Annotated in this window: 19 protein-coding genes; 13 read left to right on the top strand and 6 right to left on the bottom strand. The window is 46.6% G+C overall.

Features of this window, described 5'->3' with window-relative positions; all coding sequences use genetic code 11:
• Positions 1–35: 35 nt before the first annotated feature.
• Positions 36–1601 carry an arylsulfatase gene (locus tag KIV41_RS18200; RefSeq protein WP_285337283.1) on the bottom strand — a complete coding sequence of 522 codons (1566 nt, stop codon included), beginning with the start codon at positions 1599–1601 and terminating at the stop codon, positions 36–38.
• A gap of 345 nt (positions 1602–1946) precedes the next feature.
• Between KIV41_RS18200 and KIV41_RS18195 the strand changes: the two genes are divergently transcribed.
• Entirely contained in the window at positions 1947–3494 is a 1548-nt protein-coding gene (locus KIV41_RS18195; protein ID WP_114320983.1) for an arylsulfatase, read from the top strand.
• Positions 3495–3641: 147 nt separating this feature from the next.
• Entirely contained in the window at positions 3642–5948 is a 2307-nt protein-coding gene (locus KIV41_RS18190; protein ID WP_285337282.1) for a multiheme c-type cytochrome, read from the top strand.
• Here the strand turns inward: KIV41_RS18190 and KIV41_RS18185 are convergent.
• Positions 5935–6804, bottom strand: coding sequence for a LysR family transcriptional regulator (locus KIV41_RS18185; protein WP_285337281.1), 870 nt, complete (start codon positions 6802–6804; stop codon positions 5935–5937). The two genes, KIV41_RS18190 and KIV41_RS18185, sit on opposite strands and share 14 nt — an antisense overlap.
• 127 nt (positions 6805–6931) lie before the next feature.
• On the opposite strand from KIV41_RS18185, the gene KIV41_RS18180 reads away from it, so the two are divergent.
• The 11 genes from KIV41_RS18180 (at position 6932) to yegS (ending at position 19195) form a co-directional block, all read left to right on the top strand.
• The gene (locus tag KIV41_RS18180; RefSeq protein WP_020196643.1) at positions 6932–8449 is read left to right on the top strand and encodes an arylsulfatase; all 1518 of its coding nucleotides are present in this window, start codon (positions 6932–6934) and stop codon (positions 8447–8449) included.
• Between the two features lie 95 nt (positions 8450–8544).
• On the top strand, positions 8545–9861 hold the full coding sequence (locus tag KIV41_RS18175) for an anaerobic sulfatase maturase (RefSeq protein WP_050925576.1): 1317 nt from the start codon (positions 8545–8547) through the stop codon (positions 9859–9861).
• A 65-nt stretch (positions 9862–9926) separates the two neighbouring features.
• A complete protein-coding gene (locus KIV41_RS18170) occupies positions 9927–10910 on the top strand; it encodes a MoxR family ATPase (RefSeq protein ID WP_020196641.1) in 984 nt (327 codons plus the stop codon).
• 12 nt (positions 10911–10922) lie between these two features.
• Positions 10923–11885, top strand: coding sequence for a DUF58 domain-containing protein (locus KIV41_RS18165; RefSeq protein WP_285337278.1), 963 nt, complete (start codon positions 10923–10925; stop codon positions 11883–11885).
• Positions 11886–12437, top strand: coding sequence for a DUF4381 domain-containing protein (locus tag KIV41_RS18160; RefSeq protein WP_191118062.1), 552 nt, complete (start codon positions 11886–11888; stop codon positions 12435–12437).
• Positions 12430–13521 (top strand): VWA domain-containing protein, encoded by a 1092-nt coding sequence (locus KIV41_RS18155; RefSeq protein ID WP_285337276.1) that lies wholly within the window; start codon positions 12430–12432, stop codon positions 13519–13521. Before KIV41_RS18160 ends, KIV41_RS18155 begins: the two co-directional genes overlap by 8 nt.
• Positions 13514–15259 (top strand): VWA domain-containing protein, encoded by a 1746-nt coding sequence (locus KIV41_RS18150; protein ID WP_285337274.1) that lies wholly within the window; start codon positions 13514–13516, stop codon positions 15257–15259. The genes KIV41_RS18155 and KIV41_RS18150 overlap by 8 nt, the downstream gene beginning before the upstream one ends.
• Positions 15256–16572, top strand: coding sequence for a BatD family protein (locus KIV41_RS18145; RefSeq protein WP_285337272.1), 1317 nt, complete (start codon positions 15256–15258; stop codon positions 16570–16572). The genes KIV41_RS18150 and KIV41_RS18145 overlap by 4 nt, the downstream gene beginning before the upstream one ends.
• A 240-nt stretch (positions 16573–16812) precedes the next feature.
• Entirely contained in the window at positions 16813–17238 is a 426-nt protein-coding gene (locus tag KIV41_RS18140) for a bifunctional diaminohydroxyphosphoribosylaminopyrimidine deaminase/5-amino-6-(5-phosphoribosylamino)uracil reductase RibD (protein WP_285337271.1), read from the top strand.
• 139 nt (positions 17239–17377) lie between these two features.
• Entirely contained in the window at positions 17378–18280 is a 903-nt protein-coding gene (locus KIV41_RS18135) for a LysR family transcriptional regulator (RefSeq protein ID WP_005437729.1), read from the top strand.
• A 12-nt stretch (positions 18281–18292) separates the two neighbouring features.
• Complete coding sequence (gene yegS / locus KIV41_RS18130; protein ID WP_285337270.1) at positions 18293–19195, top strand: lipid kinase YegS; 903 nt, start codon at positions 18293–18295, stop codon at positions 19193–19195.
• A 65-nt stretch (positions 19196–19260) separates the two neighbouring features.
• Here the strand turns inward: yegS and KIV41_RS18125 are convergent, their stop codons facing one another.
• The 4 genes from KIV41_RS18125 to KIV41_RS18110 form a co-directional block, all read right to left on the bottom strand.
• Entirely contained in the window at positions 19261–19596 is a 336-nt protein-coding gene (locus KIV41_RS18125; protein ID WP_005437727.1) for a YgiW/YdeI family stress tolerance OB fold protein, read from the bottom strand.
• Positions 19597–19613: 17 nt separating this feature from the next.
• A complete protein-coding gene (locus KIV41_RS18120; protein WP_285337268.1) occupies positions 19614–20261 on the bottom strand; it encodes an AcfA family outer membrane beta-barrel protein in 648 nt (215 codons plus the stop codon).
• Between the two features lie 137 nt (positions 20262–20398).
• Positions 20399–21379: an HAD family phosphatase gene (locus KIV41_RS18115; RefSeq protein WP_285337266.1), complete on the bottom strand. Its 981-nt coding sequence runs from the start codon at positions 21377–21379 to the stop codon at positions 20399–20401.
• Between the two features lie 166 nt (positions 21380–21545).
• The gene (locus KIV41_RS18110) at positions 21546–22334 is read right to left on the bottom strand and encodes an SUMF1/EgtB/PvdO family nonheme iron enzyme (RefSeq protein ID WP_285337265.1); all 789 of its coding nucleotides are present in this window, start codon (positions 22332–22334) and stop codon (positions 21546–21548) included.
• Positions 22335–22480 lie beyond the last annotated feature (146 nt).

Genomic DNA, 22480 nt, shown 5'->3' with positions numbered 1-22480 from the left:
AGGCTGGCGGGTTTTTTCGGTAGTAGCAAAAGAAACTATTTCATTTTCTTAACTTCTTGCTGAAGTTGTTCTAGCTGTTTCATTTTCCCTTGTAGACCAAGAGATTGGTAGCTAATTGATGCAGGGTTCATCATTTGACCTTGCTGCATTGGGTAATCCGGTAGTGTCTTGAAGAACTCACCTAGCACGTCTTGGATAGGTACAAACAACCACATGTTGTCAGCCATCCAGCGCAAGTACATACCAGACTCGTGAGGCGCTTTCTCGAATGGGTCAGCACGTAGGTGGATGATCTTCGGCCAGTTTGGTGCGAAGCGTACCGCGTCCGTAATGTTACCTTCTAGTGTTGCGAAATGCAGTTTCCAATCGTTCCAGCGAACTGCGTTTAGCTCACCGTTTGCTGTGAAGTATAGTAGTGATTCACGCGGACCTTTCTCTTCTTTACCTTGGAAGTAAGGCATGAAGTTGTAGCCATCAATATGTACGCGCCAGTCTTTGCCATTTGCTTTGTAGCCTTTAGCCAGTTTCTCTTTCACGTCAGGAACGCCTGCTGCTGCCATCAGTGTTGGTAACCAGTCTTGGTGCGCCATCATTTCGTTGATCTTAGTACCTGGTTCGATTACGCCAGGCCAACGAACGAGCTGAGGAACACGCATACCGCCTTCCCATGTCGTGCCTTTTTCACCGTGGAATGGTGTTGCACCGCCGTCAGGCCACGATACAGTCTCTGCACCGTTATCGGTTGAGTAGATAACGATGGTGTTGTCTGCGACGCCTAGCTCATCCAATTTGTCCAGTAGAATACCCACTTGATCATCATGCTCAAGCATGCCGTCAGCGTAGATACTGATGCCAGATTTACCTTGGTATTTCTCTTGAAGGCGAGTCCATACGTGCATGCGTGTTGTGTTATGCCAGATGAAGAAAGGCTTGTCCGCTTTTACGGCTTTTTCCATGAACGCCAATGACGTTTCTAGGAATTCTTCATCGGCATGCTCCATACGCTTACGCGTCATAGGACCTGTGTCTTCGATCTTACCGTCAGCAAATGACTTGATTACACCGCGAGGGCCGTAGTTTTTACGGAATTCAGGGTCTTTCGGGTAGTAATATGTTTCTGGCTCTTCTTCAGCGTTTAGGTGGTAAAGGTTACCAAAGAACTCGTCGAAACCATGATTAGTTGGTAAGTGCTGGTCTTGGTCACCCAAGTGGTTCTTACCGAACTGAGCCGTCATGTAGCCTTGTCCTTTTAGAAGGTCGGCAATGGTTGGTGCCCAATCTGGGATACCATGAGTTGAGCCTGGCATACCGATTGTAAGCAAGCCAGTACGGAACGGTTCTTGGCCTGTGATGAATGCTGCACGGCCGGCAGTACAAGATTGCTGACCGTAGTGATCAGTAAATAGTGCACCTTCGTTTGCGATACGGTCGATATTCGGGGTTTCGTAACCCATCATACCTTGGTTGTACGCACTGATGTTCCAGTAACCAACGTCATCACCAAAAATCGCAAGGATGTTTGGTTTGTCTGCCGCCACTGCTGCGCTTGAGGTTGCCAGTACGCCGAGACCGACAGCCAGCTTGCTCATTTGGTTAGCCATAATAACTCCAAATTGGTTGAAAGTTGGAAGAGAAGCACAGGTACTACCTACGCTTCGTTGGCTATTAAGTTAATGATGCAATTGAAGAATGTCGCTTTATAGTGTTTATAACCATAAGTTATGCAGGTAATTAACTCATTGTTTTATAAGTTTAATATTCAAACCTTGCTCTTTGTATGGAAAACTGAAGCGAGACTTGGGTCACGTTAATCTTGTTTACAATGAGTGTCTATCGACCTTAGTTTTAGCCAAAGTTTATTTATGCCATTGGATTCGCATTAGTCTAATTTGTGAACTATATGTTTGTGTGCAGGATGCACTTTTCTAATACAGACAGAGGTTTATATGACAGCGAATTATGGCGTTAAACGCCGATTAGCGATTCTTGCCGCTGCTTTTATCGGCGCGACAAGTAGCAGTATCGCAGCAGAAAAACCGAACATTCTGGTTATCTGGGGTGATGATATTGGTCAGTCGAATATCAGCGCCTATACGTTCGGCCTCATGGGCTACAAAACCCCAAACATCGATAGAATCGCAAAAGAAGGTATGATGTTCACCGACTACTATGGCGAACAATCATGTACCGCAGGTCGCTCCACCTTTATTACGGGTCAAACAGTGCTGCGAACCGGCTTGAGTAAAGTTGGTCTTCCGGGGGCTGACCTAGGCTTGCAAGCAGAAGATGCAACGATTGCAGAAATGCTTAAACCTTTAGGTTATATGACGGGGCAATTTGGTAAAAACCACTTAGGCGATAAAGACGAACATCTTCCAACAAATCATGGCTTCGACGAATTTTTTGGCAACCTTTATCACTTGAACGCCGAGGAAGAACCGGAAAATGTTGATTACCCGAAAGACCCAGAATTCCGTAAGAAATTTGGTCCTCGTGGTGTCATTAAATCCTTTGCTGATGGCAAAATTGAAGATACGGGACCGCTCACTCGTAAGCGAATGGAAACCGTAGATGAAGAAACGCTAGATGCGGCACTTGATTTTATAGATCGGGCGGTGAAAGCCGACAAACCGTTCTTCGTTTGGTGGAATGCCACACGCATGCATTTCCGCACTCACGTCAAAGAAGACAACTTGGGCAAAACTGGCATCAGTTTTTATGCCGACGGCATGGTTGAGCACGATAACCATGTTGGTCAGCTATTGAAGAAAGTGGATGATCTTGGCATTCAAGATAACACCATCGTATTTTACTCCACTGATAACGGTCCACACATGAACTCCTGGCCAGATGCAGGTACAACGCCATTCCGTGGTGAGAAAAACACTAACTGGGAAGGCGCATTCCGCGTTCCCGCGATGGTTCGTTGGCCGGGTAAAATTGAGCCGGGAAGCGTGTCTAACGAGATCATGCATCATATGGACTGGATGCCAACATTCCTAGCGGCAGCAGGCGATGATCAAATCAAAGAGAAACTCCTAAAAGGCTATAAAGCAGGAGATAAGACGTTCAAAAACCATCTTGATGGTTACAACTTCCTGCCTTACCTAACTGGTAAAGAGGACAAAGGACCACGTGAAGAAATCTTCTACTTTACAGACGATGGTGATTTGAGCTCACTGCGTTTCCGCAACTGGAAGATCGTATTCCTAGAGCAGCGCGCGAAAGGTACGTTGCAAATTTGGGCTGAACCGTTTACACCGTTGCGTGTGCCTAAGATCTTCAATCTACGCATGGACCCATACGAAGTCGCAGATATTACGTCGAACACGTATTACGATTGGTTGATCGACCATGCGTACATGCTTGTTCCTGCACAGGCTTATGTGGGCAAGTTCTTAGAAACATTCCAAGAATTCCCTCCAAGGCAGAAAGCTGCGAGCTTCTCACTTGATCAGGTGATGGAGAAACTGCAAGAAAGTCACAATAAATAGATTGATTGCAACCAAATGTGGGGCTCTTCGGAGCCTCTTTTTTTGCGCCTCGTTTGAGTTTTTCTTAAAACATATGTAATTGCTTGTCTAAAAAAAAAACACTTCTATCTTTGATCAGAGAATAAAAAGAATCACACAAGGACAGTTATGACTCAGTGGGCAAGTTGGAAGCAGACCTTAATTGGTCTTGCAGCGCTCGTCAGTTTTTCTCTGTTTGCACAGGAAACACCGCAATCAACCGCATCATCAACGCTCACTTACGTAGGCAGTGAAGCTTGCGTAGATTGTCACCAAAAAGAAACCAAAGCGTGGCAAGGATCTCATCATGATATGGCGATGAGGCATGCTGATGCACAGTCCATATTGGGTGACTTTAACGAGCACACATTTACATTCGAAGGAAAGCCAAACCGTTTTTATCGAAAAGGGGACGAGTATTGGGTCAATATCCAAGGTCCAGATGGAGAGTGGCACGACTACAAAATTAGCTACACCTTTGCATGGGAACCGCTTCAACAATACATGGTGGAGTTTGAAGATGGGCGAGTCCAACTCATTCCTTTTGCTTGGGATTCGAGAACCAAGCAACAAGGTGGTCAGCGCTGGTTTCACCTATATCCAGATACCACGCCAAAAGATGAATTCTACTGGACGAATACGGGGCAAAATTGGAACTTCATGTGTGCCGATTGCCACTCAACGAATCTAGAAAAGAACTACGACGCCAAAACTAATACGTATTCAACCACGTGGTCTGAGATCAATGTGGGTTGTGAAGCGTGCCATGGTCCTGCCAGCGAACATGTAGAGCTTGCCAAACAAGCGGAAAAATCTGGAAATACCATCGTCTCAGCGAATCACTATGGTTTTGATCGAGATTTAGGTCTGGCTGTAAAAGAATGGGTCTACGAAGAAGGGCGCAGTACGCTCCAGCCAAAAGAAATAGCGATGACGCACCAAGTTCAAACGTGCGCGCAGTGCCATAGTCGTCGTACGCAGCTCAATGAAACTGAAGATCACGCAAAAGGTTCGTTCCTAGATAAATATCGTCTTAGCTTAATCACACCAGAGCTCTATTATCACGATGGTCAAATCTATGACGAAGATTACGTCTACGGTTCATTTTTGCAATCTGCCATGGCAGAAAAAGGCGTTACTTGTACTAACTGCCATGATCCGCATACCGCAGAATTGAAGATCCCAGAAGAAGCGGTTTGTGCTCAGTGCCATATTGCGTCTGACTACATGCCGGAAAATCACACTTTCCATGAGGCAAATACTGAGGCATCGCAATGCACAACTTGTCACATGCCAGAAACGACTTACATGCAAGTGGACCCGCGTCGTGATCACAGTTGGCATGTGCCGCGCCCAGATTTGAGTATGCATATTAATACGCCAAACGTCTGTACGTCTTGTCATGAAGACGAAACCAATCAATGGGCAGATACGAAAATAGGCGAATGGTTCCCGAATTCAAAATACCGAAATCAACAACACTTCGCGGTCGCATTTTACGCGGATTCTATTGGTCATCGTGGTGCGCCTGATGCGTTAGCGTATTCCGCTCAAGACTCATCGTTGAGTGACATTATTCGTGCCTCCGCACTGGAGCGTATGGGTGGCAATACCGGTCAAAATACCTTGGTATCTCTGGCTCGCGCGGTGAAGCATGAAAGTGACATGATTCGCCTCGGGGCTGTTGCTGGGTCTTCTGGTTATGAGTTCAGTGACCGCTGGCAAATCCTCGAACCATTATTGAGCGACCCAGTCTTATCTGTACGTGCAGAAGCCGCAGGCGCACTGGTTCGCCATTATCCGGAAATGAATCCGTTGCAACGTGACAAGATTAAACAGCCATTGGAAGACTACATGGCAATCCAACGCTTTAATGCTGACCGAGGCTTTGGGCGAACGAACCTAGCGAATGTCTATCGAGACCTTGGTGACACAGACAAAGCCATTGCGTCTTACCAGAAGGCGATTGAAATAGAACCTTACTTCGAGAACAGCTATGCAAACTTAGCCGATTTGTATCGTGCACAGGGCAACGACAAAAAAGCATTAGAAACCTTGATGGCAGGGATTGAAGCTCAGCCGAAATCGAGTGCTTTGCCATACAGTGCAGGATTAGCTTGGTTGCGAGTAGGTGACAGTGTGAAAGCCAACCAATACTTAAAACAAGCAGCGGAAACCGCAGAGCGAAACCCACAGTATTGGTATGTTTATGGGCTCGCTCTGGAGAAATCAGACGTGCTTGCGGCCAGCAAAGCGTTGAACACCGCTTACAAAGTAGGTGGCAACCCACAGCACTTGTTTGCGGAATGTGAGGTGCTGGCTAGAAACTACAAAGACGGCTCTGTTGCATTTGCTTTTGAGCGGTGTTTGAAGCAACTAGGAGACTTTGCGCCAGCTGATGTGATTCAGCGTTTAAGAGCCTCTATAAATCAATAGGAGCAGCATGGGCAAACTCAAGTTGTTGCTTGACCTGTTCCCTTAAGCGTTGATGAGCAGGATTGTGCTCATCGCGCTTGTGATACACAAATTTATAAGGAATATGGTCGATTTCTATCGGGCACTCAAGGACCTGTAACTTGAGTGCCTTACTCCATTTCATCGCAAACGAACGAGAGACAACACCCAAGCAATCCCGCTGTGCTACGTACATGGCCATACCTGCCAAAGATGACGTTACGATCTCTACATTTCGCTCCTGAATCGGCTCTTTTGCAAGCTGTTCGAAGCCAGAAGCGTTATTCCATTTGCCTGAAAACATACAGTGATTTTCACGATAAAAATCCTCCCGACTCAATGTCCCTTGGATTCTTGGGTGACTTTGACGACAGATGATCATTGCAGGTTCATGGTAGGCGTTTTCAATCACGAAAGAAGAGTCTTTGGTGATGATGGTATCAATCACCAAGTCCATTTTTTGCTGACGAATTTGTTCAAACAACAAGTACTTTTCCGGTGGAGACTCGTGGAAAACCACGTTTTCAATCGGATTTAAACTGTGGAGTAAGGTTTCTGAGCAGCAGACTTGAAAAGTGGTTCTTTCTGAAATGGCGTTGTCTACGATGCTCACTGCCTGACGAAACTGCGGCATGAGTTGATACGCGGTTGAAGTGGGGGCGATCCCTCGTCCTTGTTTGACGAAAAGTTGTTTTCCGACCACTTGTTCGAGCCGTTTAATCGAAGCGCTCACCGCAGGTTGCGTAAGGCCTAAATGGTCGGCCGCTTTGGTGTAGGACTGATACTCAGCCACCACCAAAAATGTTTGAATCAAGTTTAAGTCCATCTTGTTACCCATAAACTAAATTTATATATCAACGTATCTGAACTCTATTTATCCGTCAAATAACAAGTTTTATCTTAATCAAATCTTGGTATCTGATTTTCTACCAAGATTAGCAGCAACGGATTTATGGAGCCCTTTTATGGCAAACCACGATAAAAAACGCGGCAAGAAGCTGGTATTAAACGCTTGTACGCTTGCGATTGGAGCGGCATCAGCGACCGCTTATTCGGCAGAACAGCCTAACATTCTCGTTATCTTTGGTGATGATGTCGGTTACTGGAACTTGAGTGCATACAACGGTGGCATGCTGGCTTACAGCACACCAAATATTGATAGCATTGCAAGAGACGGTGCTAAGTTTACGAACTTCTACGCTCAGCAAAGCTCAACCGCAGGTCGCTCTGCGTTCATCACGGGACAAATGCCAAAACGTACCGGCTTGTCTAAGGTTGGTTTGCCAGGAGCGAAAGAAGGGATTTCTGAGAAAGATCCAACTATTGCGACACTGCTACGTGACCTTGGTTACGCAACGGGCCAATTTGGTAAAAACCACCTTGGCGACCGTGACGAACACTTGCCGACCAACCACGGTTTCGACGAATTCTTTGGTAACCTTTACCACTTAAATGCGGAAGAAGAGCCGGAGAACGTAGACTACCCACAAGATCCTGAATTTAAGAAGAAGTTCGGTCCTCGTGGTGTGATCCACTCTTATGCGGATGGCAAGATTGAAGACACGGGTCCATTGACGCGCAAACGCATGGAAACGGTTGATGACGAGTTCCTAGATGAAGCTGAGAAGTTTATCGAGAAACAAGTCAAAGCCGACAAGCCATTCTTTACATGGTTTAACACCACGCGCATGCACAACTTCACGCACGTTCCAGACGACTATAAAGGTAAAACAGGCGCAGGTTTCTACGCCGATGGTGTGAAGCAACACGATGATCAAATTGGCCACTTGCTCAATAAGATTAAAGAGCTTGGCGTCGATGACAACACCATCATTGTTTACACCACAGATAATGGCCCAATGATCAACTTGTGGCCTGACGCGGGTATGACGCCATTCCGTAGTGAGAAAAACACCGGTTGGGAAGGTGGCTTCCGCGTTCCTGCAGTAATTAAGTGGCCAGGTCATATCCAAGCGGGCACGACGTTTAACGGCATTATGTCTTTGGAAGATTTCTTACCAACATTGGTGGCTGCGGCGGGTAACAGTAACGTCAAAGAAGAGTTGTTGAAAGGCAAGAAAGTGGGCGATATGAACTACAACGTTCACTTAGACGGTTACAACCAACTGCCATACCTAACGGGTAAAACAGACAAGTCTGCTCGCAACGAGTTTGTTTACTGGAGTGATGACGGCGATTTACTGGCTCTACGCTACGGTAAATACAAATACCACTTCATGATCCAAGAAAACGAAACCGGTTTGGATATCTGGAAGAAACCATTTACCAAACTCCGTGTACCACAAATCTATGATTTGAGTATCGACCCATTTGAGCGTGGCGATACTGGTATGGGTTACGACCGTTGGATGTACGAACGTTCATTCTTGATGATGCCTGCGGTTGAAAAAGTAAAAGAGGTCATGGAAACCTTCAAAGAGTACCCGCCGCGTATGGCTCCGGGCTCGTTTGTTCCGAAATAACGTTTTGTCCATAGGTCGATAGGCCCTAGTTATTGTCCTTAAATACAGCGCCCAACTTGGGCGCTGACTTTCTTCTGCTTTCGAGATCGTTCTTTATGAAAAAACAAACTCACATTCATACCACTCAAATGGCATTAACTCCTCTCAAAACGGCGTTTGCATCTAACAGTGAAAAAGTTGAACGACGTTTTCACGTGATGGCGAAACCGGGCGGGGCGAAATGCAATATCGATTGTCAGTACTGTTTTTATCTGCACAAAGATGAATTACTCAATCAAGGCACTCAACCAAAAATGGATGATGCAACACTTGAGGCATTCATAAAGAGCTATATCGAAAGCCAAGACGGTGACGAGATTGTGTTTTCTTGGCAGGGTGGTGAGCCAACACTGTTGGGGTTGGATTACTTCAAAAAGATTGTCGAACTGCAGAACAAATACGCTAAACCGGGCGTTCGCATCGAAAACGACCTTCAAACCAATGGCCTGTTATTAAACGAGGCTTGGTGTCAGTTTCTGCATGACCATGGTTTTCTGGTTGGTCTATCGATAGATGGCCCTGAATTTATTCACGATAAATACCGCAAAACCCGAAGTGGAAAACCGACCTTTCAACGCGTCATGCAAGCCGTTGATCTGATGAAGCGTCATAATGTGTCATTCAATGCTTTGGTGACAGTGAACCGCTTTAACGCTAAATATCCGCTCGAAGTGTATCGCTTCCTCACTCAAGAACTTGGCGTCACTTATATCCAATTCACACCTTGTGTTGAACCTCGGTCTTTCACTCAAACTGCTCCTCATTTCTGGAAAGAAAACATGTCGCCAAAACTTGGCAGCGAATTAGCAAAGCCGGGGCATTTGATGTCGGTTGTTACTGATTGGTCGGTCGATGCAGAAGAGTGGGGCGAGTTTCTGATTGCTGTATTTGAAGAATGGGTGAACAACGATCTTGGCAGAGTCTTGGTCAACCTGTTCGAAACCGCCGTCGCGCAAGTGATGGGGATGCCTTCGCAGTTGTGTGTTAGTGCAGAGTTCTGCGGCAAGGGTCTAGCGATTGAACACAATGGAGACGTGTTTAGCTGTGATCACTACGTTTATCCGGAATACCAGCTGGCTAACATTCATGACCGATCTCTGAATGAAATTGCTATCTCAACTCGTCAATACAGCTTTGGCATGGCGAAAAAGTCTTCTTTGCCGCAATACTGCCTTGATTGCCCATATTTGAAGTATTGCTGGGGAGAATGCCCAAAAAATCGGCTACTTACCGCGCCGAATGGTGAGGCTGGTCTAAACTACTTGTGTCCGGGAATAAAAATGTTCTTTGACCATTCGCTGCCAATTCTGGTTGGCATATCAAGGTTAATAAAGTCTTACAACTCAGGTGAATATAGCGAATATAACCTTTAGTTATTACTTTCAGTCTTATACTCAACTTTTAACGCTCAGGCTCCCGTAAACTCAATAGGTAGACTATGAACCACGCACAACAAGCCATTAATGAATTAATCGAACAAACTGAAAAAAGCGTCATTGGACAAAGCCATGTGGTTCAGGCTTTGGTGATAGGGTTACTGACCAATGGTCACGTACTTTTAGAGGGCTTACCGGGAACGGCAAAAACGCGCTCGGTAAAGTCACTTGCAAATCTACTTAACACCAGCTTTGGTCGTATTCAGTTTACTCCCGACTTATTACCTTCAGACGTAACAGGTACCGAAGTGTACCAAGAGTTGGATGGTAAGCCTCAGTTGCACTTCCAACCGGGACCAATCTTCAACAGCATTGTGTTGGCGGATGAAGTGAACCGTGCGCCAGCAAAAGTACAAGCTGCACTGCTAGAAGCCATGGCAGAAGGTACGATTACGGTGGGTGATAAGACCCACGTCTTGCCTGAGTTGTTTATGGTGCTTGCAACGCAAAACCCAGTTGAACAAGAGGGTACTTATCCATTGCCAGAAGCGCAGATGGACCGCTTTATTATGAAAGTGACCGTCGACTACCCAGAAGATGAAGCAGAGCGTGACATTATTCGCTTGGTGCGCAGCGAAGAGTTGGGTTCAGAAATCAGTAGCGAATTAGTGACGCCACAACACATTGAACCAGAGCTCGTTATTGAAGCGCGACGCCAATTACCAAACATTACTGTTTCCGATTTAGTCGAGAACTACATCGTGGCGCTTGTGATGGCGACACGTAAACCAGAGCGTTACGCCGATTCCCAACTACAAAAATGGATCGAAATCGGCTCAAGTCCTCGCGCCTCAATTGCCTTAGACAAATGTGCGCGCGCTTATGCGTGGCTACAAGGGCGTGACCATGTAACGCCTGATGATGTGCGTGCAATGGTGCCATCGGTACTGGGACATCGCTTCTCACTTTCTTACGATGCACTTGCCGATGGTGTTGATCATCAACGTGTAGTGCAAGAGTTGCTTGATTGTGTAGAAATCGGATAAGCGGGAGGGACTATGGCAAAGCCAACGCTTGCTCCTCAATCCCAAGGGCTCGACCCTCGCTTGTATTGCGATTACTCACGCTTGGTGCGTTTACAAGCGCAAGCCGAATCTTTTAGCTTACTGCCTCACTTGAAAGCGGGCAGTGTGCTTTCTGGTCGTCATAACTCATTATTTCGCGGACGTGGTTTGAACTTTGAAGAACTGCGTCACTACCAACTAGGGGACGACATCCGAAACCTCGATTGGAAAGTCACCATGCGCACAGGCAAGCCTCATGTGCGCAGTTACACCGAAGAAAAAGACCGCAATGTGATTGTCTGTGTAGATCAGCGCAGTGCGATGTTTTTCGCCTCTACCGAGGTCATGAAATCTGTGGTTGCTGCTGAAGTGGCGGCTATGTGTGGTTGGCGAGTATTGAAAGACGGTGACCGAGTCGGATTTGTTATCGCCTCTGACTCTGCTTTATATCACAGCAAGGCTCAGCGTTCCCAAAACGATTTGCTCGCTCAACTGAAACGACTCTCTCAAGCCAACCAGCGCTTAAATGTGGACTCGTTAGATTCAGACAGAGTGACATTCAGTAAATGGATTGAGCTCATCAAACGGATGAAGCTAAAACAATCCACGCTGATTTTTATCAGTGATTGGCGCGATTGCGAAGAGCACCACCTAGATCACCTTAAGCAGCTTCAACAGCACAACGATGTTCTCGCGGTGATGGTAAGCGATCCTTTAGAGCAGTCGCTTCCTCAAGATTTGGCGAAAGTAAAATGGGTGATTGGTGATGGTCGTTACCAGCTCAATTTAGACAGTAAAGCCAAAGTCGATGCCGCCAGCGCCAGTTTGGTTGAGAAAGCTCAGTTACAACGTCAGTCACTGGCACAACTCATGGCGATCAAAAAGCTGCCTCATATCGAAATCGATACAACCGGTGACCACATTACTCAATTCCAAAAACTCGTTGGAGGCCGATAAATGACAGACTTACACACGCCTCCAAGCACGTATATTCTGCGTGAGCTGCATGATGTCGCGGTGCCAGAAAGCGTAAGCTGGGTGCCACAAACCATTGGTTGGAAGATCCTTGCAATTGTCGGTGCGATTGTACTCATGTATGTCGGCTACCGACTGGCACACCATTGGTGGGATAACCGTTACCGTAAAGAAGCTATTGAAGCGATTTCTCGTTTGACCCCAGATGATGCCAGCATGCCGAAAGCGCTGTTCTCGATTCTGAAAATCGTCTTGATCCATCTTGATAGCTCTCATGCTCGCTTGTTTGATACCGCGTTCCTGCGCAAGTTAGATGAGCTTAACCCCAAGCATAAAATGTTTGATGACGAAGTCTCGAAGCGATGGCTGCAAAGTATCGTTGACCCAAGTGTTGAACTGGTAAAAACAGAGCGTTTACAACTTCTTGAACGCGCAACTGAGTGGGTGAAAGAGCACGATGAGAACGCTCACAACATTGAAAAGCGCACGCTTGCCTACAAAGCGCGTGCATTAAAAGGAGGTCGCCATGGGTGATCTTCTTGCTTCATGGCTTGGCATGAGCAGTTTTGAGTTTGAGCATCCGCTTTGGTTCATCATCTTGCCACTGCCTTTAGTAGTGTATTTCCTCGTCCCAGCTTACCGCACCAAACAAATGGCCATAAAAGTGCCGTTCTTTAGTCAGCTTGTGGACGCCATTGGTGAAACGCCGTCAGAAGGCGCAAGCCAACTCACTCCGAGCTGGTGGCAGCGCGCAACACTCATCATCTCTTGGCTTTTGGTCGTGACCGCAATGGCAAAGCCGACAGTGCTTGGCGAGCCACAGGTCCGTGAAAGCTTAGGCCGAGATGTTATGGTCGTTGTCGATTTGTCTGGCTCAATGGCAGAGCAAGACTTCACGTCCAAAACTGGTGAAAAGATCTCTCGTCTCGATGCAGCCAAAGAAGTTTTGAGTGACTTTGCCAAAACGCGCAAAGGCGACCGCTTAGGTTTGATCTTGTTCGGCGATGCGGCATTTGTGCAAACCCCGTTCACGCCCGATCAAAAAGTGTGGCTAGAGTTGCTTAACCAAACGGATGTGGCGATGGCTGGGCAAAGCACTCACTTAGGTGATGCAATTGGTTTGGCGATTAAGGTGTTTGAGCAAAGCGAAAAGTCGCGTACCGACGTGGAAGAGAGTAAAGAAAAAGTCGCCATTGTTCTAACGGATGGTAATGATACCGGAAGCTTCGTTGAGCCGATTGATGCGGCGAAAGTCGCGAAAGCCAAAGATGTACGCATCCACGTGATTGCAATGGGTGATCCACAAACCGTGGGTGAAACTGCACTAGATATGAATACGATCAAACGTATTGCGAAAGAGTCCGGTGGTGAGGCGTTTGAAGCGCTCAACCGTGACGAACTTGCTAAAGCCTATGCTGAGATTGGTAAGTTAGAGCCACAGCTTTATGAAAGTACCACTTACCGTCCTAAGCAAAGTTTGCATCATTACTTAATGGCTTTGGTGGTTGCGATGTATTTAACCGCGTTCTCGTTAGCGACATTTAAGCGTCGTCGACTATCAGTGAACAGCGAAGCTTCTGCACAATCAGACAACGTAGAAGGAGAGCGCCATGTTTGATTCTCCTTTCTCTAGCATGGGGCTAGAACAGTTTGTCACACAGTTCCATTTCATTCGTCCAATGTGGCTATTGGCGTTCATCCCAATGTTTCTTTTGCTTTGGTTAAGATGGCGAGAAGAATCCAAACCAAGCTGGAAAGACATTCTTCCTGAGCATTTACGCAAAGCCTTAACGATTGGCGACTATGGTTGGCGAAAACAACTGCCGCTCAAGCTGCTTATGGTGATAGTGGCGATTGCCATCATCATCTGTGCGGGACCTTCTTGGGAGCGCCAAGCTTCACCGTTTGGCGAAGATAAAGCCTCCATGCTGGTGGTGTTGGATAACAACGATTCGATGTTGCAAAAAGACCTTCCGCCAAGCCGTTTGGAACGTTCTAAGCAAAAGATCCGTGACCTCTTGGCCGCACGGAAAGGTGGCAGCACTGGGTTGGTTGTGTATGCGGGTTCTGCTCATGTCGCAATGCCTGTGACGCAGGACAGCAAAGTATTCGAACCGTTTCTAGCGGCGATAACACCAGAAATCATGCCAGTGGAAGGTAAACTTGCTGAAACGGCGTTGCCTTTGATTGACCAACAATTACAAGGACAACCGGGTTCTACGGTTCTGTTGGTTACGGATGGGGTCAACCCTGCAACCATTACCGCTTACAAAAACTACTTTGCCGACAAGCCTTATCAATTGCTTATCTTGGCTGCGGGTAACTCGGACATTGTTTCTAACAACCCGGTCGATTTGGACTCGTTAAATAATCTTGCCAGCGCGACGGGTGGGCGCCTTGTGGAAGTGACGGTCGACAACAGCGACATTGAGAAGCTGAATCGTTTTGTTGAGCGAAACATGCAACTTAATGGCGAATCATCCATGCCCTGGAAAGATATGGGCTATCAATTGTTGTTCCCAATTGCTCTTATTATGATGCTTTGGTTCCGCAAAGGTTGGCTAGTGCAATGGTGTGTGGTGGCGATGGTATCTACGTCTTTGTTTATGACGCCAAAAGCCATGGCGGAAACGGTCTCGCTCAAAGCGGACAAACCTGAAGTGGTGCAAGAGGTAACCGTCTGGGATAAAGCGTCTCAATGGTGGTGGGATTTATGGCTCACCCCAAATCAGCAAGGACAGCGTTTGTTCAACAAAAACGAATACCTTGAGGCAGCAAAGCACTTTACGGATCCGTTGCGTAAAGGGACGGCTTATTACTACGCAGGCGAATACAAACTGGCTCATACCGCTTTCTTGGAGATGCAAAACGATCCATCAGATGCGGTAAAAGACTATGGCTTGTACAACGCTGCGAGTGCGTTGGCGCGTCAACGTGAGTACTTGGCCGCGCGTAATTTGTTGCAAACACTGGCAGACAAAGACACCTTGAGTGAGCAATTGCGACCAGACGTTGAGCACAACCTAAAAGTCATTGGTGGCATTGTCGAAGAGATTAACCGCACCAGTGAAAGCCAAGCGGGGACAACAGATGGACCCGAAGAGTCGTTTGAGCTGGGTGACAACCCGCAAACGGCAGATGGGGCAGACGAAAAAACCGCTGCTGAATTAATGCTGAAAGAGAAACTCAATGCGAACGAAATCCTTGGTAGCCAAGAACTGGCGGATAAGTGGTTAAAACGCGTAGAGGCCGATCCCAAGTACTTTTTGCGCGCTAAATTCCAAATTCAACTGCGTGAGCCCGTGACAACGGATCCGAAACCGCAACCACAACAAGAAGAGGAGCAAGCACAATGATGAATGCAGTCAAACTTGGCGCTGACTCCGTGGTTGGGCGTTTAAGCACCATCTTGATGATGTTTACTTTGTTTTTTACTGGCTTGGCGAACGCACAAGATATTCAAGACTTGCAGCGCAGCAATGACGTAGAGTTATTAGCGTGGGTTGGCAAGCAGGGAGCAGGGGCCGATACGAAGGAAGCCCCTAAGTTCAGTGTGAATGAGCAGGTGATCTTGTACATCGAAGTTGCAACGCCTCGTTGGTTCACTGGTGGTACACGCATTGGCAGCGTAGAAATCCCCAACGTGATTGCGAAGCAGCGTAACCAATTAGCAACTAACTATACCGAGCGCAAAGGGGGGCAAACGTGGTCTCGTCAGCGTTGGGAAATAACTTTGTATCCACAAGCCTCGGGGCAATTTGTAATTCCACCTGTCGCTGTTGGTGTGCAGGTCTCTGCGCCTGATGGTTCAAAAGTGGCTGGTACGCTTTATACGCAGCCAATTAAGTTCGAAGCGTCTATGCCTTCTGGTTTGCTCAGTGATGACTCTGCATGGTTTACCGCGACTAAAGTGAGTGTGGATCAGAAATGGACAACGTCTAACGATGAGCTGAAAGTCGGTGATGCAATCACTCGCACCATAACGATCAATGCACAAGACAGTTTGTCAGTGTTGCTTCCAGACTTGTTATCCAATGATTCTACTGCCAGTTATCAAGCGTATCCTCAACCAAACCGCTTAGACGATAAGCAAACACGTGGCGATTACCAGTCGAGTCGAATAGAAGAAAGCGTGTATGTGATCCAACAGGGCGGTGAGTTCACATTGCCTGAACATAAGTTCCAATGGTGGAATAGCAAGAGTAAAGCGCTGGAAACGGTGGTGATTGAGGGTAAGACCTTCAAAGCCAAGCATACATTTAAATCCTTTGTTAGAGCTTATTCTGGCTGGTTGATTGGCAGCGCAGTGACGCTATTTGTTCTCGTTATCGTCGCCTTGAGCATTCACCGTTATTATCGTTCTCGTCCTACGCCGCCATGGTTAGTGTTCAGACGAATGGTGAAAGCGAATCGATGGGGCGCTGCTCGAGCAAGCTTGTATAAGCAGCTGAGAAGCAACACAGGCGGTCTTGAAATGAGTAAAGCTAGTGACTCTGACGTTTGGCAGAAGCGTTCACAGCGCCTACAAGAGGGGCAGGAGGACGCAAGCTTAATGAATGCGCTTTGGAAAGGGATACAAGCGCTGAAGCCAAAACGCCTTAAGTGGGCGATACCAAAGGCTTTGCCGCAACTTGATGAGCTACGGAGCAGGAACATGCGAAAAAGATAGCCTCTAAAAGCTCCAATCAGTGGCTAGGTACTCTTTGCTAATATTGTGGGTCTTGTATCTTTTGTTGCCAATAGTTGATTTAGACCCACTAGAGCTTTAAATCTGCGTGCGCCAACAAATCAAGTCATTGTCAAAGAGCGAAGCACCTTAAGGTTACTTATGTATACATTTGTATGGAAGAGATAATATGCCAGCGCTAAAATCGACCACCTAAGTACAGACTCTCGAGAATCATATCAAATGAAACAAAAATTTATGCTCCGTGCCTTGGAAGTATCACGGAACGCACTCCCTGCTTGCCAGCCAAATCCACCTGTTGGTTGTGTGTTAGTGAAAGATGGTCAAATCGTATCGGAAGGGCACACACAAGCGATTGGTGGCAATCATGCAGAAGTGGAAGCCCTAAACGCATACAACGGTGATCTAAGTGACGTCACCGCGTACGTAACACTAGAGCCATGTTCATTTGTTGGTCGCACGCCAGCTTGCGCTAAAACCCTAGTGACTTGCGGCATCAAAAAAGTGGTGGTTGCCATGTTAGATCCTGACCCACGTAACGCTGGTCGTGGTATCGACATCCTAAAAGAGGGCGGCGTAGAAGTAGAAATTGGTTTGTGTGGAGAAGAGGTGAGTGCCTTTTTAACCCCTTACCTAGGAAAATCCTGAGCGATTTTCAGAATATTCTTCGTCAATGCGAGGTTAAAACTCGCGAAAACATGCATAGACGCTCAAATCCGGTGTTCTGAGTCGTTAACTATCATACTGTTAGCTAAAATAAGACCATGTCCTGTTTTATGTTTGCAAAATGAAGAGCACCGATTTAAACCTTATCCCAATTTTTGTGGCGATTTACGAAGAGCAGAACCTGTCTAAGGCCGCTGCTCGTCTTGATATCAGCCAACCTGCGGTGAGCAAAGCACTGGCTCGTCTGCGTGATATCTACGATGAACCACTTTTCCACCGAAGTACTTCTGGCGTCGAGCCAACCAGCTTTGCGATGGATATCTATCCCGCGATGGTTGCTGCGTTAAAGAACTTCACCTCTACGCTTTCCGCTTCTAGCAGTTTCGATCCTAAAGTTTCTAACCGCATTTTTTCGATCGCCTGTGTATCTGTAGCGAGCTATGAGTTGATGCCACAACTGATGCGTCAAATCCGCGAGCAAGCCCCTAATATCGGGTTGGAAGTGCATCCGCTGTTTACCGAAGATTACGAAAGCGACTTACGTCTACAAAGATACGATTTGATCATCGATTTGCCGCCACGTGGGCGAACGGTATTAAAAATGGACCCAATCTTTTCTGAGCGTTTGATGGTGGTATGCAGCTCTGAGCACCCGCGCATTCAAGATTCCTGTTCGGTTGAGCAATTTTTGGCGGAAGAACACGTTGTTGTATCTCGTTGGCATGCTCGCAATAGTTTGTTAACGGGTGAAGACATTGAAGATTTGGCGAGTCGCAATATTGTGTATCGCGCGGCGGGTGCAATGGAAATGTTGCCAGTGATCAACGGCAGTGAATACATCGGTATGTTGCCACTGTCGACCATCGAACACTTCTCAAAAACCTATGACATCAAAGCCGTGCCGTTGCCTTTCAATGACAGTGTGCATGACCTTTGTGCGATCTGGCACTCTAGCCGCAGTAATGAAAGCGCGCATCAATGGTTAAGAGCTCAGCTAAAACAAGCGGGTAAAACGATTCGATAACGAGGAGCGAGCATGAAGACAATACGTGCCATTCTAAATGGTAAGAAAGCCGGAACCCCTGAACTTCGTAACGAGATCATGCGAATGCGAGAGCAGGGTGTAGATTTGCAAGTTCGTGTGACTTGGGAGTCTGCGGACATGAAGCGCTTAGTTAAAGAAGCGGTCAATGAAGGCATTAGACGTATTGTTGTTGCGGGTGGTGACGGGACTGTCAACGAAGCGGTCACAGCGCTCAACCAGATTGACGCGAATGCTCGGCCTGAATTGGCCATTATCCCAATGGGGACGGCGAATGATTTTGCGACGGCAACAAAAATCCCAACCACGATTCGAGAATCCATTGATCTCGCAGTCAATGGTGACGCCGTTGCGATAGATAGCGTTCAAGCCAACGACCGTTATTTTATGAATATTGCAGCGGCAGGTTTTGGTGCAGAGATTACCGCAGAGACGCCCGTAGAGCTGAAGAACTTTTTAGGTGGTGGCGCTTACACATTAACAGGACTAGTAAAAGCGCTAGGGTTTAAACCTTATGATGGCTCGTTGACGATAGAGCAGGGCAGTTATCAGGGAGAAATTCTCGTTGGCGCGTTTTGTAATAGTCGTTTAGCTGGTGGCGGACAAGAGCTCGCGCCAAACGCACTTATTGATGATGGTTTAATGGACATTACTTTGGTGCATCCATTCTTGCCCCATGAGCTACCTCAAGTAATTGATGAAATTCAAAACCCAACTGAGACTGGGCAGTTTGTTAAGCATACTCAGGCGAGTTGGTTGGAGATTGATTTTCCTAAAACGTTACCATTGAACTTAGACGGCGAGCCTTACCGTTCTAATAAGATTCGATTTGATGTCAAACCGCAAAGCATTCGCTTGGTGCTTCCGCCACATTGCCCTTGCTTGAGTGTTCACTAGAAAAACGAAAAGCCACCGCTAAAGGTGGCTTTTGCTTAATTGGAACAAGCGATAATCGCTAGTGCTCAAAGTTTCTGAATAGTATCGACTTCAATTTGAGTTTTAGTCCATTCCGAATCCACTTCACCACGGATAGCAACTTGATCTTTTGGTGACACGTCTTGCCCCATCCAGTCTTCGTTGTCGATCTCGACTTGGATTTCACCCGTGTTGTCTTTAAATAGGTAAGTCTCATTGCCCAACGCTTGCACAATGTTACCCGTTAACAACACATAGCTGTCATCAGCCGCTTTTTGTGCTTCTTTGACGGTATTGATTGCAGCGGTTTCAGGACCGGTAAAGGCAGCCAATGCTGAGCCTGAAAGTAGGGCGAGCATTGACGCAAGAATCAGTTTTTTCATGCTAATGGCTTCCTAATTTAGAAATAGTAAGTAGAACCTACGTTGATTGATGCTGTGTTTGCGTAGCTATCAAGTTGGTACTTCGCGTTTGCGCCGATGGTCAATTGAGGGAAGATTTTGTATTCCGCACCAACAGAGAACACGGCACCCAACTCGTTATTCTTTTCTGTGCTGTGGAAAAGTGTTTTGCTCATTTCCACATCGTCATTTGAAACCAGTTCGTGCTCTTCGTACTTACCGGCTTTCGATTCGTATTGTGTGTAGCTCAGGCCCGCTTTTACTTTGGTGGTCCATTTTGCGTTTAATGCGTAGCTAAACACAGGAGCAAGAGTGATTTGTTTTGCCTTGATGGATGAATCCCATTCCATTTCGCGGTGGTAATCTTTTCCATCAATATTCTGGATGCCTAGGTTTTTTGAACGGCTATCTTCTAGTTCAAATTGGTTGTAACCCAGTTCTACCGCCCAAGAGTCGTTGATAGAGTAGCCAACAAAGCCACCAAAAATACCGTCTTCCAATTCAGGGTTTAGATTCACACCGTCAGCGTCAAAAGATGTTTCAAAATCGTGGTCGGTGGTGCCGAATCCATACTCCAAACCCACATAAGGCGCGGCTGCTACCGAAAATGAGCTTGCTGCTAGAATCGTCAGGACTGTTCTTTTCATTCTGTTTTTACCTCTTCGTTTTGATGGGAGGCATTGTGTGTGAAGAGTCGTGAAGTGATCGTGAAGAAAAGGCTAACGATTGAAAATGAATAAAAAAACTCCCCAAGAAGGGGAGCTTTAAAGAAGTCGTAATGGTGTTAGTAGACAGTGCACCATTCGTTTTTCATGTCGATAAGATGCCAGTTATCGCGTTGGTTGGCTTCATCCATCGCTTTATCTAAGTGGCCGACGCTAGATTTACGGTCGTATTTCCACTCACGGTCTTCATCGGTGTGGTGAACGATCATCGCCATCGAGTTTGGCTGACTGGTTGCCCACTGCATCATCGCGTGGTCACCGTCTGAGTTACCAATTGCGAGAACAGGTTTCTTACCGATGATGTGTTGAATGTTTTCCACTTTCCCGGCTTTGTCATCGATCGTAAGGATTTCACCTAACTTAGTCACGGTTGGTTTACCGTCGTTGTAATCGTACTTGTATTTTAGTGCGCTACCAATGATTTGCTCTGCAGGAATGCCGTAGACCTCTGGTGCCCAAACTCGCATGAAGTCCACGCCGCCACCAGATACTATGTAAGTCTTAAAACCATGCTCTTGCAGGTAGGTCACCATTTCGCGCATTGGTTTGTATGTAAGTTCGGTATAAGCTTTGCCAAAGCGTGGATCTTTCGCGACTTTCAGCCAATCGGCGACTTTTTGCTGATATTCCTCTACCGTCATACCACTATGAGTGACCTTGACGATCTCAAGTAGCGCTTTTTCACCGCCTTTGAAGACGCCTTCAATATCGTCATTCAGTACAGATTTAAACGGTTCTTGTGTCTTCCATTCTGGATGGTCTTTTGCCATCAGTTTCACTTCATCTAACGCATACGCCAGTTGGAAGTAAAACGGTTTTTCTGACCATAACGTACCGTCATTGTCGAACACCGCAATGCGGTCCTGCTCTGCAACGAAGGTTTTTTTCGAAGCATCAGTAGATTGATCAACATAGTTCACAATCGCAGATTTACTCGCGCCATCTTTCCAAGAGGGCAATAAGTTTGGGTCGCAATCTAAAGCCATCGCTGAGAACGATAAACCAGATAAGACTGCAAGGGCACAGATGTGTTTCTTCATATTATTATTTACCTAAGTTTGAATGTATTGTTTGTATACATTTGGGTATAGAGAAGAACAACGTGGATTTAGCCTCTTTCCCTAACCATTTCCCTAACCAAGAGACGTGTTAATTGGTAAGAATGCGCAAAGGGGCAGTAACGTCGCTTCTCATGCGTAGTCGTGCTTAATCAGCATCTTTAGCAAGGCGAAGTCCCATGTCCGACATAATTATAGACTGGCTAGCGAAGTCTCGACGGAAATTCTCTGATTCATCAGAATCATAGGCAAAGCTGCCGCCTCGTACGGACTTATGCGCTAAGCCCGCTTTTTCGTCTTTTGCATTGTTGGGGTTGTCGGTTGGGCCATAGCGATAGAAGGTGTCATCGAAGGAATCAATCACGAACTCACCGACGTTACCTGTCATGTCATACAGGCCAAGCTCGTTTGGTTGTTTCTGACCAACTGGGTGAGCTTGGTTCTTTGAGTTCTCGGCATACCACGCCACATCAGAAATGTTGTTCGAGCCTGCGTAAGTGAAACCTTGGCTCTTGTTACCGCCTTTTGCGGCAAACTCCCATTCCGCTTCTGTCGGTAAGCGGTAGTTTTCACCAGTCAGTTCATTCAACTTCTCAATGAAGTAATTTGCTTGTTGCCAACTCAAGTTATTAACGGGGATGTCTGCACCTTGGAAGTAACTCATTGAAGAACCCATGACAGATTCAAACAACTCTTGAGTGACCTCGAATTTGGAAATGTAGAAGCCGTCTACCTTTACTTCGCGCGCTGGGGTTTCTGCCTTCTTGGCGGAGTCGCTGTCCGATCCCATGACAAATGAACCGCCTTCAACCAACACCATGTCTTGATCAATGTTGAGTGCGATAGGGTGCGGTGATTGAGTCGCACAACCACTCATTAATACGCTGAATGATAGAATAGAAAGTGCGGTTAACGATTTGCTTTTAAATGATTTCATCAATAGTTTCTCGCCAAAAAAGTCACGATAAATATTAGCAATAAACGCTATGAAAAAAGGTTATAAACGGTATAACAAGCCTCTTGTATTAATGGGATTTATGATTAGGTCATCAAGGTGAGAATGGCACGCTTATGAGCGTTCTC

This window comes from Vibrio sp. D401a (genome assembly GCF_030248515.1).
GTDB lineage: Bacteria > Pseudomonadota > Gammaproteobacteria > Enterobacterales > Vibrionaceae > Vibrio > Vibrio rotiferianus.
The sequence above is the reverse complement of the archived record's forward strand: the minus strand, read 5'-3'. Positions and strand labels throughout refer to the sequence as shown.